At 30.9% G+C, this 12756-nt stretch carries 13 protein-coding genes; 11 read left to right on the top strand and 2 right to left on the bottom strand.

Annotation, left to right across the window (positions count from 1 at the left end; translation table 11 throughout):
• Positions 1-118 precede the first annotated feature (118 nt).
• The 8 genes from MEFER_RS06170 to flaJ all read left to right on the top strand — a co-directional run bounded on the left by MEFER_RS06170 (position 119) and on the right by flaJ (position 6947).
• Entirely contained in the window at positions 119-610 is a 492-nt protein-coding gene (locus MEFER_RS06170) for a flagella accessory protein C (RefSeq protein ID WP_015791757.1), read from the top strand.
• The gene (locus MEFER_RS06165; protein ID WP_015791756.1) at positions 588-1496 is read left to right on the top strand and encodes a FlaD/FlaE family flagellar protein; all 909 of its coding nucleotides are present in this window, start codon (positions 588-590) and stop codon (positions 1494-1496) included. Before MEFER_RS06170 ends, MEFER_RS06165 begins: the two co-directional genes overlap by 23 nt.
• 35 nt (positions 1497-1531) lie before the next feature.
• The gene (locus MEFER_RS06160; RefSeq protein WP_015791755.1) at positions 1532-1936 is read left to right on the top strand and encodes a FlaD/FlaE family flagellar protein; all 405 of its coding nucleotides are present in this window, start codon (positions 1532-1534) and stop codon (positions 1934-1936) included.
• Positions 1926-2342: a flagellar protein F gene (locus MEFER_RS06155; RefSeq protein WP_015791754.1), complete on the top strand. Its 417-nt coding sequence runs from the start codon at positions 1926-1928 to the stop codon at positions 2340-2342. Before MEFER_RS06160 ends, MEFER_RS06155 begins: the two co-directional genes overlap by 11 nt.
• 85 nt (positions 2343-2427) lie before the next feature.
• Positions 2428-2883: a flagellar protein G gene (locus MEFER_RS06150; protein ID WP_015791753.1), complete on the top strand. Its 456-nt coding sequence runs from the start codon at positions 2428-2430 to the stop codon at positions 2881-2883.
• Between the two features lie 18 nt (positions 2884-2901).
• Positions 2902-3594, top strand: coding sequence for an ATPase domain-containing protein (locus MEFER_RS06145; protein ID WP_015791752.1), 693 nt, complete (start codon positions 2902-2904; stop codon positions 3592-3594).
• Between the two features lie 22 nt (positions 3595-3616).
• A complete protein-coding gene (locus MEFER_RS06140; RefSeq protein ID WP_015791751.1) occupies positions 3617-5260 on the top strand; it encodes a type II/IV secretion system ATPase subunit in 1644 nt (547 codons plus the stop codon).
• Positions 5261-5270: 10 nt separating this feature from the next.
• A complete protein-coding gene (gene flaJ / locus MEFER_RS06135) occupies positions 5271-6947 on the top strand; it encodes an archaellar assembly protein FlaJ (RefSeq protein WP_015791750.1) in 1677 nt (558 codons plus the stop codon).
• An 8-nt stretch (positions 6948-6955) separates the two neighbouring features.
• Here the strand turns inward: flaJ and flaK are convergent, their stop codons facing one another.
• Positions 6956-7663 (bottom strand): preflagellin peptidase FlaK, encoded by a 708-nt coding sequence (gene flaK, locus MEFER_RS06130; protein WP_015791749.1) that lies wholly within the window; start codon positions 7661-7663, stop codon positions 6956-6958.
• Between the two features lie 181 nt (positions 7664-7844).
• Here flaK and MEFER_RS06125 point away from each other — a divergent pair, with 181 nt between their 5' ends.
• From MEFER_RS06125 to MEFER_RS06115, 3 genes are read left to right on the top strand one after another with little or no spacing between them, the layout of a single operon-like run.
• The gene (locus MEFER_RS06125; protein ID WP_015791748.1) at positions 7845-10397 is read left to right on the top strand and encodes a hypothetical protein; all 2553 of its coding nucleotides are present in this window, start codon (positions 7845-7847) and stop codon (positions 10395-10397) included.
• 34 nt (positions 10398-10431) lie between these two features.
• Positions 10432-10767: a helix-turn-helix domain-containing protein gene (locus MEFER_RS06120; RefSeq protein ID WP_015791747.1), complete on the top strand. Its 336-nt coding sequence runs from the start codon at positions 10432-10434 to the stop codon at positions 10765-10767.
• 2 nt (positions 10768-10769) lie between these two features.
• On the top strand, positions 10770-11864 hold the full coding sequence (locus MEFER_RS06115) for a class I SAM-dependent methyltransferase (protein WP_015791746.1): 1095 nt from the start codon (positions 10770-10772) through the stop codon (positions 11862-11864).
• On the opposite strand, the gene MEFER_RS06110 is transcribed toward MEFER_RS06115, so the two are convergent.
• Complete coding sequence (locus tag MEFER_RS06110) at positions 11861-12703, bottom strand: radical SAM protein (protein ID WP_015791745.1); 843 nt, start codon at positions 12701-12703, stop codon at positions 11861-11863. The two genes, MEFER_RS06115 and MEFER_RS06110, sit on opposite strands and share 4 nt — an antisense overlap.
• Positions 12704-12756 lie beyond the last annotated feature (53 nt).

The raw sequence follows: 12756 nt of genomic DNA, 5'->3' as shown, positions 1-12756 counted from the left end.
TTAGGTGAACCTTTATGGGGGTAAAAGATATTATTGAATCAATAAAAAACAAGCTATCTAATTTAAAATTAAAAAAAAACAAGAACAAACTGAAACAGATGAACTTTCTATTGATGAAATGACTCTTGAAGAGTTTGAAGATATTGACAAATACGATGAACTTGAACGAACCGTTAGAGAGCTGACAGAAACTACTGAAGGTTTAATGGCAAAAATCAATGACATTGAATCGAGATTACCAAGATTTGAATCTTCACTCAACAACTTAAGAAAAGAAAATGAGATGCTAAGGATAGAGATCAATAAGATCAACGAAAACCTTCAAGATATAATGGCCCTCTATGAAGTAGTTTCAAACCAAATTAACCCGTTTATTGGTGTTTCAAAAATAACCGCAACGAGTTTAGAAAAACTTGAAAGGTTAGAAACTGACTATAAAAGGCTTAAAAAAACTGTTGAAGAGTTAACAAATGACCTAATAATATTGGGTTCATTGTACTTAAATCAGCTTGATATTGATCTTGAGGGGATAATTGAAGATGTATTGGAGGAAGAGATTATAAAGTCAGTGTCCGGGGAGGATACCCATGATACAAAAAACAATGAATGAAATGTCATCGATTCCTATAATCTCTGATGAGGAAATACTTACTGAAGATGAAATTGAAGAATATTTAGATAACTTAAAATCAAAATTACCTTCTTTCGTCATAATACTACTAAAAAATAATTTAAGAGGTAAAAGAGTTACCAAAAGCCAGCTTGATAAAATCGTAGAGAGAATTACTGAAGTCCTATCTAAAAGAAAAGAAGACAAAACTGAAGAGCTTAATAAAAAACTTCAGAGTCTTGAGCAAAAACTCGATACCATAATGAAGCTTGCTACAATGACTGCTTCAACCAAACTCTCAGAGGAATTGAAACCTGAAACTGCTGAAAAAACTGAAGAAGCTGTTGAAGAGGAGACAGAAAGTACAAAAGTGGAGGAAGAAAAAGAAGAAGTTAAAAAAGAGGTAAAAGAACCTGAAGAAATTGAAAAAGTAGTAGAAGAAGAGGTCTTGGAAATAAAAGAAATCCCTGAAGAACCTATTGAGGAGGGAAGTTCCATGGAACCTATTGAAGAAGAAAAGCAATATATACTTAACGATATCCCTGAAGATGCAGTCTCTATGACATTGATATTCAAATGGTTGGAATTTTTGATTGGTAAAGTAGGCATTAAAAATTTGCCTGATGTTTTAGACTACTATAACAAAATTGGATGGATATCCGACAAAGTTATACTAAAATTATTGAAGTTTACCAAAAATATGAGAATTGTATTTGATACAGAAGAGGTAAGGCCAAAAGATAAGTTATCCCCAAGTGACCATATAATGTCATTAATGTATATTGAAAAGCTTGCAGGTAATCCAATAAACCCTGAAACTCTTGAAATGTTAGAAATTGAAATTAGAAGAATAAAAAAATGGGCTGAAGAACTACAATCAATCTAATCATCAAAAAAAGATTTGTTAAGGAGGTGTTTCAAATGGATGCAATGACATCAGCAATATTGGAGATTCACAAACCTGCTAAATTAGAAGATATATCTGACGATGATCCTATTGCAATAATATTGGCATTGAAGTGGTTAGAATACTTATGTGAAAGAGTAGGCTCTGAAAACGTACCTGATGTATTGGAATTCTATTACATGCTTGGTTGGTTAGGTGATAAAGCATTGACAAAATTATTAAAATACCTAAAGGGTATTAAGGTTGATGAAGAAAATTTAGTTGATGGTTCAGGAAAATTAAATATTGCGGATCATATAATATCATTGTTATTTATTGAAAGATTGAATGGAAAGAAAATATCTGCAGAATTGCTTGATAAAATTGAATGGGAGTTAAGAAAAATAAAGAAGGGGGCTGAACAGTTCTATGGGATTTAGTTCAGTAGTAGGAGCAACAGTAATGGTTATTGCATTGCTTATATGTGGAGCATACCTTTATACAACAGTAGATAGTCATTATGAGACCATCTATAATGCACACGAATCCTATTATTCCCATTTAAATGATAAATTGCATGAGAAGTTGGTAATTACCAATGTTAAGAGTAGTGCTTCACAAACAAATATAACAATATATAACAACGGTTCAGTTGTCGTTGAACCGAGAAAATTTAGTGTGTTATTTAACGGTAGCGTAGTTCCAGAAGAAAATATCTCCTACTATCCACAAAAAGATTATTTAGTACCTCTTGATAATATAACAATAATTGTTAATTGGCCCACCCCTAATAGAATATGCATCATCTCAGATAATGGCAATAAGTATTTCTATTCCCTGAGTTAAATTGGCGACCCCTGCATAATTTATTATTTATTTCTAAAAAATTAAATCCATTAAGAAATGATTTCGTAGTTTTAAGGTGATTTAATTGGCATCAAGTGCGCTATCTGAAATAATTATGTTCGTTGCTGTATTGTTAATTGCCGCATTTGTTGCAGGGATTTTAACAACCTCTACCTATAAAATCTCTGTAAATATTGGGAAAAAAGGTGATGAGTTATCCACTAAACTATCGCAAGATTTCGAGATCATAAACGACCCAGGAAGTATACCAAGAAACTCTTCAGCTGGCATAACTATAATTTATATTAAAAATACGGGCAAAGACCCCATTATATTTACTGATGACTCATTTACAGTGATTATTGATGGAAATATTGTTGAAATCAGCGATACTAAGCAATTATCAAATCCTGAAAGCAATACGTTATATCCTGGAGATGTTGGAGAAATTGATGTAAATTACAACGAAACCGGATATCATAAAATAAAGGTAGTATCTGATTCTGGAATTTCAAGGGTCATTAGGGGATACATCTCCTAAGTTTTTTAGGTGAGGATTATGAATATAGCAAGAATTGATTTAAGTAGAGATGATTTGGATAAAAGAATAGGGGGTGGTATTCCATATGGTAGCCTAATAATAATTGAAGGAGAGGAAAGTACAGGTAAATCTGTACTATGCCAAAGATTAACTTACGGTTTTTTACAGAATAGGCATTCAGTAACTTACGTTTCTACCCAACTCACAACATTAGAATTTATAAAACAGATGAATTCCTTAGATTATTCTATTAACAAAAAATTATTGTCTGGAGCTTTGTTATATATCCCGGTTTATCCACTAATTGCAGATAATAAAAAAAAGGATGGATTTTTAAAAAAAGTTATGGAAACTAGGGCGTTTTATGAAAAAGACGTTATTATATTTGATTCTTTATCTGCATTGATAGCAAACGACGCTAGTGAAGTTAATGTCAATGATTTAATGGCTTTTTTTAAGAGAATTACAGCTTTAAAGAAAATAATAATTTGCACAATAAATCCAAAAGAACTACCAGAATCGGTTTTAACAGTAATAAGAACCTCTGCAACAATATTAATAAAAACAGAAATATATACATTTGCTGGAAGTTTGAAGAACTTGGCTAAAATACTGAAATATAATATAGCTCCCGGACCATATCAAAAAAGTATCGTGTTTAGAGTAGAACCTAAAATTGGTATTGCTGTTGAGATTGCTTCTGTTGCATAATTCTTAATTTTTGGTGATAATAATGAGTGAAGCAGAATTAAGAGAAGCAATGAATAGGAATCCACATTTACGAAAATACGTTGAAAATTTTAAAAGAGTCTATATGAGAATTCCCGACTTCTTAACATCACTTTCAAGAGAATTAAAAGAATTAAAATACCCTAACATCATCTATCCAATTGGAGATCCAATATTTATCCACATATTTGGGACTCCAGAAACTAAAACAAAGTATATAGTTATTGAACCTAGATTAGAGACTCCTGAAGAGAAGCTAAAATATAAAATGATATTAAATAGAATTTTGGAACTTGCTCCATATGAAGAGACCCCTAAAAGTGTGGAAGAATTTGAAGAAGTTTTGATTAGACTGTTTGATCAATGTACAAAGGTTACTGAAGCTCAAGAAAAAGAAGGGTTCTTCAAAAGATTTTTTAAATTTGTAGATAATAAAATTAAAATTACTCCAGAAGAGAGGAAAAAGTACATTTATATATTAAAGAGAGATTTGATAGGGTTAGGAAATCTTGAACCTATCGCCAGAGATCCTTATTTAGAAGATATTCACGTTATTGGACCAAAAAACTGTCACGTTGTTCATAAGATTTTTGGAATGTTACCTACCAATATTACATGGGAAGACGATATTGAGTTGGCTGATTATTTAAAAAACATTGGAGAAAGAATGGGTAGACCCGTCTCAGATGCTCATCCAATAGTTGATGGAGCTTTACCAGATGGTTCAAGAGTTAACATCGTTTTCTCTACAGATGTTTCTCCAAAAGGGTCATCATTTACCATTAGGAAATTTACAGATGTTCCTATTAGCATTACACAGCTCATTAGTTGGGGGACATTTTCTACAGAGATTGCAGCATATTTATGGTTGTGTTTAGAGTATGGAATGAGTATCTTTATATGTGGGGAAACCGCTTCAGGTAAAACTACAACATTAAACGCAATTTTGCCATTTATAAAACCAGACTCTAAGATATTCTCCTGTGAAGATACTCCAGAGGTTAAACCACCCCACCCAGTATGGCAGCAATTGATTACAAGGGAAAGAGGTCCAGAAGAGAGTAGAGTTACGCTGTTTGACTTGCTAAGAGCTGCATTGAGGTCAAGACCTAACTATATCATCGTTGGAGAGATTAGAAGTGTTGAGGCAGCTGTTGCATTCCAAGCTATGCAGACTGGACACCCAGTTTTATCAACATTCCACGCAGCCAATGTAAGAAAGATGATACAGAGATTGAATGGAGACCCTATTAACGTTCCACTAACATTTATGGACAACCTAAACGTTGCTGTATTTCAATTGGCAGTTTATCAGAGAGGTAAGGTTTTGAGAAGAGTAGTTACAATTGAAGAAATCGAAGGATACTATAAAGAAGTTGATGGAGTTATTACAAGAGCTGTATTCCAATGGGAGCCCGATAAAGATAGGCATGTATTTACAGGTAGAAATAACAGTTATGTTTTAGAGGAAAAGATAGCTAAGGCAGCAGGGTATGAAGATCCAAGAGATATTTACAATGAGTTGGAATTGAGAGCAAGAATATTGGAAGAAATGATAGCAAGAGAAATTTTCGATTATTATCAAGTTAGGGATATAATATGGGCATTTTACGAAAAAGGTTTGGAAGGGCTTCCATTCTCAATTTGAGGTGGTTATTGTGGTATTAGATTTACTACCAAGAATTGGGCTCAAGCCCAGAGATTATTTACTAAAAATTGTATTGCCTGCCGTTATTGCATCTATTATACTAATTATATTTGGCTTCATGTTTTTTAGTGGAATTACATTGTATCTATATTTAACTTTACCAATTATAATACTTGCCAGTGCAATTGGTTATCCTTACATTGTTTTAGATTCTCAAAAAAATAAAATAAATGAAAGATTACACATATTTATAACAAAATTTGGAACTTTGTCAATAACTGATTTAAATAGAAAAGATTTATTAAGAATACTTTCAGAAGAAAAAGAAGAGCTTGGAGAACTGGCAAAAGAATCTGAAAAATTATATGTTCTAACAAACACATGGGGGCGTTCATTAGCCGAAGCTTGTAGATTTTTAGCTCAAAGAACCCCTAGTAGTGAATTTGCAGATTTTTTGGATAGATTGGCTTATGCATTAGATAGTGGTGAAGAACTTAAGGAGTTTTTAATAAAGGAGCAAGACATCGTTATGGATGATTATGCTGCATTTTACAGGAGGATGTTATATTCTCTTGATTTATACAAAGAGTTATATGTTAGTGCAATGACATCTGTTGCGTTTTTCTTAGCATTTTCAATTTTAGTTCCATATTTGATACCTTACGATTTTGTATTTATGGCGACCCTCGCATTGTTTGCATTTTTTGGTGTTGAATTACTCATCGTTATTGTAATAAAGAATAAACTGCCTTTTGATAGATTGTGGCATACAGGGGAAAAACCCACAGAAACTGATTTAATGCTTAGGAAATGGGTGATATTCTCCGTTATATTAACTATAATATCTTTAATATTCCTTGCGTGGGCTAAATACATTGGGTTATCTCCATTCTATAAAATACCTTATATGATACTAACAGCCTTGGGATTTACGCCACTGGCTATTGGAGGGGTTGTAGCATTAAGAGAGGAAGAAAAAGTAAAAAGAAAGGAATCAGTATTTCCTGATTTTTTAAGATCTTTAGGAGATTCTGTAAGTGCTAAAGGGGGAGGGATGGTTGAATCTTTGGAATATCTCTCAAACCATGACTTTGGTCCATTAACTAAAGATATCAAAAGGTTGTACAAAAGATTGGCCTTAAATATTGATCAAAACAAATCTTGGAGATTTTTTGGTCTTGAATCTTGCAGCTATCTCATACAGCTATTTTCCGATATGTTTTCACGATGTATATATTTTGGAGGAGAACCGAAAATGGCTGCCGAAATAATAAGTAACAATTTCCGTAAAATAGTGCAGTTAAGAAAATCTAAATATCAGAGTGTTCAGCAATTTGCTGGAGTTATTTACGGTCTTGGTGGGGGTTTAGCTTTAGCATTATTTGCTTCGTTGGGAGTTGCCAAGATGGTTAGCGATCTATATACATCACTAAGCATTCCAGAGACAGTTATCCAAATATTGCACATTGCCCCAATAACTGACTCAAAAACTGTTGAATACATAATATTTGGCTCACTAATTGTTTATTCAGCAATTTCAGCAGTACTAATCAAAATAATGGATGGAGGACATAATTATGTATCTTTATTACACTTTGTTGTAATACTTTGGATATGTTCTATTGTGGCGTATATAACAAAGTTAATAGTCTCACAGATATTGGGTTTATCAGTTCCAATATACTAAAAATATTTTTAAAGGCCGAAAAGAGATAAAACAACATCAATAATTTTATCTCCAATAATCGGCGTTATGAGATAAGATAAAAACATTGGCACAACAAATGGTATCGCTGGAGTCACCCAAATTTCCTCATTTTCATCAAAATTTGAAAAATTATAATCCTCTTCAGCACTCGGCAATAATTTCAAATTCTCCTGATTTCCAAGAATAAGCCTCTCTTTTTTCATAGCTTCAGAAACTCTCATTTTTTCTCCAAGGAACATGCACATAAATTCTTTTTTTGTTTTCGGCTTAACCCCTCTAATGATATTTTTTAGAAATACAATTATTGGAATTACTATGGAGAAAAATATTGCATTAATAATCACCATTATTGGAAAAGATGGAATATAAGGATGATAATTTAAAATTATACCCAATGGCGTGTATATTGGCATACCATATTTTGGGACCAACGCTCCAATTCCCATTAATAGCTTTCCATCTCCACCACCCATACCCAACAGAAACATGAAAAATCCTAAAAAGAAACAAACTATAAACCCAACAAAAGACTGAAAAACATATATCGAATCGTGAAAAACAAATGATAAGCATCCACTATACAAAAATCCAAAAATAACCATTGAAATCCAAATATAATCCTCAATCTCCCTACATTTCAAATCATAAATTGAAGCTATCAACAATCCTATTGCCCCAACAGCGAAATTTATCATTATCTCCCCCTATATTTTTAAATCAAAGATTTTAGATTTCGATAAATGTAGAAATAAATTTGTGCTAACAGATTTATACTATACTAACAAAATAATATCATAAATAATATAGCTAAATATAAATTAATGTTATTACATTTATTATATATCCTTGTAACTTAAATTTACAGGGGAGATACTGATGAAAAAAATAACTTTAATAATTTTACTTTTATTATTGCCAGCAGTATTTGCTGATGTTAGCGTATATAAAGTATGGTCACCTTATGATCCACCAAATTCACCAATAATTCACGTAGATATTAGTGAACAAATTCTATATTTGGGAATTGTAAATAAAGATGAATATGAGCATGATATTGTAATTAGAGTAGAATGTGAAGGAAAAAGTTGGGAGTCTAGCTTAATACCTCTACCACCAAATAGTCATGTAGAAAAAATCGTTGAAGTGAGAGTTCCAGTTAGTGATGACGAAGAGCATGATGCCAAGATATCCTTAATTGAAAATGGAAAAACTATCGCTTCAAAAACAATTAAAGTGAGGCAGTACTTCCCAATAGATGTTAAAAATGTAACTTGTCAGGAATCATATGATATTGGAAATTCTGAAGTTTGCTATTCTAACTGGTTTGATGTAGTTTTAAAGAGTAATCCTACCGCAAAAAGTGATTATATTGCCAAAGTTTGGATAAATGTAAAAGATGGGGATAATGTAATTTACGATGGTAAAGACAATTTTAAAACAGTATACATTCCTTTTGGAGAAGAGGTAGAATTATCAATTAAAGTACCTAAAATTATCCTTGATAAAGAAAAATTTACAATTGAAACAAATGTAGAGGTAATGAATGTTACTCATTCTGTTGAAGGAATTGAAGAAACTGTTCAAAGGAGAGATGAGAGCGGAATATACTACGAACATAATGGTGTAGAAAAATACTATTACTTCCCAGTGGTTGTAAAGGATGTAGAGCTTTACAAAAAGATTGATGAAAATACTTCAGATATCGTAAAAGATTTTTATAAATCAGCAGATATTTTGGATGATGAAATAGAAGATGCTTTATCGGACAAATATTTACAAGAAGAAGATATATTACCAAGATATTACGTTGAAGATGACCCAACACTGTCTATTTTAAAAATTACTTTGGAAAACAAATATGATAAGGATGTTGTAGCCAATTTAACGGTTAGATACGATAATAAAGTCTTTAGCAAATTAATTGACATAGAAAAGGAAGAAACTGAAGAAGTAATGGTTCCAATATATACAAAAAAAGGTAATAAAAACGTAGAAGTATCTGTAAATCCTGTAGATGTTAATACCCTAACTTTCGAAGAATCTTACAGCATTAACATAAATCCTAAAGCTGTCTCGCCAGTAGTTATTGAAAAAATAATTCTACCATGTGATGAGAAAATTAATAAAGTTTCTGATATTGGTGGATACGTATTGGCAGGAAAAGAGTATAATATGACCATTATTATAAAAAATATCTACAATAAAACATTATCAGGGAAAATTACCATAGACGATGATTTTGAAAAAGGAATAGCAAATTACACTAAAGAAATTCCATTCATTATAAAGGCTCATGAAGTTAAGGAAATAAATGTCCCTATAACATTTTACAAAGAAGTGAACGGGGATTTAAAAATAACAGTTTCAGTTGAAAGAGGGGCTAAAGAATATACAAGCATAACTCACTTTTTTGCAACATTTCCAGTAGATGTTGTGAAAGTAGAATACAATAACACCTTATTGCTAGGAAGAATAAACGTGGTAAAAGGTTGTGGGGGAATATATTCAGCCAAACCAGTCGCAGGATTTAATAACACTTGTTTAGTTAAGATTAGAAACAAAATAAACTCTGAAGTTAAATGTGATGTGTGGGTTGAAGTTGTTGACAGAGATGGAAATGTTAGAGCAAAAAGTGACGTTAAAACAGTAAAATTAAACAACTATTCAGAAGTTGAAATAGCATTTCCAATCTTCTTCGAGGAAGGATTTGAAGGATACACTTTAGTTCATATAATCCCAAAATCTGTTGAGAATGTTGACATCATCTACACGGAAGGTCATGGAATCCATTTAGTTAAAATTCCAAGCTATTACAAAGTTGGAAGATACTCGGAAATAGATGTATTAGGAAATAAAATACCTACTGGAATGCATGTAGTTACTGAAGTTATTTCCCCAATAAATATTGAAGATTTAAGCTATAACAGTAGCTTTTTATCTGCAAAAATCAGAAATGACAAGTTTCCAGTGAATTTAACAGTTCAGTATTGGGTTGAAATTAGGGAAGGTTCAAATATCCATTATAAAAGCTCCATTTACCAAACTAATGTTTATCCAAAATCTGAAAAAGAGCTAAAAATTCCTCTAAATTTGAATAATTTAGAAAATGGAACTTACAACATAACATTATATGTTAAAATTAACGATTTTGCCATTTTCAATAATGAAAAAGTTCCTGTAATCCTAAAAAAATCAACGTCTGTTAAAATAAATAAAAGTGAAGAAAATGAAAATAAAAAAATAGATAATTCGTTAGAATATAACGAAAATATAGCGAAATCATATCTAAATAACAAAATGGAAAAAATTCCTAAAAATTTTCAAGAAAATAAGTTAAATGAAGTCAATTCTCAAAATATGTCAATATTTGATAGGATATTTGGAGTAATAGGCGGCATAACTTCTGCAATTTTTGGAATATTCGGATAACTACAAATAATACTTCATATATTATGGTGAAAACATGAGCTTAGTGTTTATAGATCCTATGATTATCCGATCGCTAAATAAAAGTAAGTTAAGAAAAAAGATTCTGTATCTGCTTTATAATATGTATCCCTATGGCACTTATCTCTCAGAAATATCAAGAAAGGTTAAATCCGACCCAAGTAATGTACTTGGATGCCTAAAAGGTATGAATGGACGATATAATGGTCATTTTTCCCTTATAGAATTAGGTTTGGTTGAATGTATAGAAAGGGGAGGGATGAAAATCTACAAACTAACAGATTACGGGAAGAAGATAGTTGAAACCCTAAAAGACCAAGATAGTGATATTATAGAATCTTTAAGGTGGTAATTATGAAATTTGATTCAGCAAAAATTGAAAATTTGGTTGAAAATTCTTTTGAAATGAATAATAACGTGTCAGCATTGGAAGAAATCATTAGTGAAGTCGTAAACGACATAGTTCCATCAGAGACAAAACTAAAAAAGAAAATAGAAATGATTGATAGTACTGTAGAGTATTTAAACTATGAATTGCTTGTTACATTCATAAAACAGGGTGTAGAGTTTGGTATCTTCCCAATAATTGCAAAGTATCATCCAAAACTTGAAGAAATTCCATCATTAGTTAAATACCCAAATAAACAGTTTATCCTCGACTATATAAAAACAGCTCTAAAATTAGGAATTTTAAAATACGATGACGATAAAATTAAAATAAACGACGATTTTGAGCTAACTATAAAAATGCCAAAATTTGATAAAATCATTAGCGATTATGTAATGAAATATAATTTTATAACCCATGTGTCAAGATACGCTCTAATAAGCTACAATCATCCAAAGATTGCCATAAGCTTTAAAAAAGACCCTGATATTTGGGATATGATATTAAGTAGCCCATATTATGCATTTTGCAGAGAGATTGCGAGTGATTATTTAAAGATCGGGGGGGAGGATTACATATTAGATGTTGGATGTGGTTCAAGATCTCCTAAATACTTTATGGATATAGTGTATCCAAAAGGTTACTACATGGGAGTTGATATATCCAAAGGGCTCTTACAGATTGCAGAAAGTAGGATTAAAAGGCTATATCATGACTCATATGACCTTAAAAATATAGATTTCAATGAAGTAATTCCTAAAGAAAAATATGATTATGTCATATGCACACATACAATGAAATACGCTCCATCTTTAAAGCAGTTTTTAAATAATATGGTATCTTCCATATACAGTGGTGGAAAAATATTCATTTCAGAGGAGTTTATAGTTGGCAAAAATGAAAATATTTACAAAGATGTTTTTGAATTTTACAATAGATTGAATAAGAGATTTGTAGGATATTATTCAGAGAAAGATATCGTAGATGCTCTTAAATCATTAGGATATGAGTTTAAAATAGATAGATTGGGTAATGGAATTTTAGTTATCGAGAAGAGCTAAATATTTTTAACATTTTTTATTAAAAATTCCCGTGCATAGCATTTATTACATTCAATTTTTGGCAATTTAACTTTATCTTTGTTTATATTTCCTAAGCATAAAAAACCTTCTAAAGTTGGGCATAAGTAAATGTCTCCAAATTCATTAACAAATAACAAATCTCCAGAGTTTAGATAGCAGTATTTATTTTTAGGTCTTTTTTGTAAATTCTTTATATAAATTGGATAAACTTTTAACTTCCCCAATAATTTGTTAAACTCCTTAATATCTGGCATTAAATTTAAATACTCTCTTTTCTTTGGCTTTAATAAATCAAAACTTATACTTTTTACACCAAACGCTATCAAATATTTAACAAAATCTTCTAAATAAGGCAAATTTTTATTTGTTACCACTGCTGTTATGCCAAAAGGGATATTGTAAGATTTTAAAATATATAATCCCTTTAAAGTATCTAACGTTGATGATTTTCTATTTTTGTAAGGTCTTAAAATATCATTTATCTCCAATCCATCTATACTAACCCCAACTTTTATATCAAGCTCTTTAATCCTTTTAGCTATTTTTTTAGTTATCAAAGTTCCGTTTGTTTGAATTGCATAGCTAATATTAGCGTTGAGATTATCACAGTAATCAACAACTTTTTCTATTAACTTAAAATTTAATAACGGCTCCCCTCCAGTGAATTGTATCTTTATTTTATTATCTAAGCTTAGTAGATAATCTATAGCGTTTTTAGCTGTTTTAAAATCCATATCTTTGTTATCTTTGTTATTTACATAGCAATAAATGCAGTTCAAATTACATCTATTTGTTATCTTCAATATCAAATATTTCATATTATTCACCAATTTTTTATTATAAAAAATGATAAAAAGAGCATTAATTAAAT

This window comes from Methanocaldococcus fervens AG86 (assembly GCF_000023985.1).
Taxonomy (GTDB): domain Archaea; phylum AGJL01; class Methanococci; order Methanococcales; family Methanocaldococcaceae; genus Methanocaldococcus; species Methanocaldococcus fervens.
The sequence above is the reverse complement of the archived record's forward strand: the minus strand, read 5'-3'. Positions and strand labels throughout refer to the sequence as shown.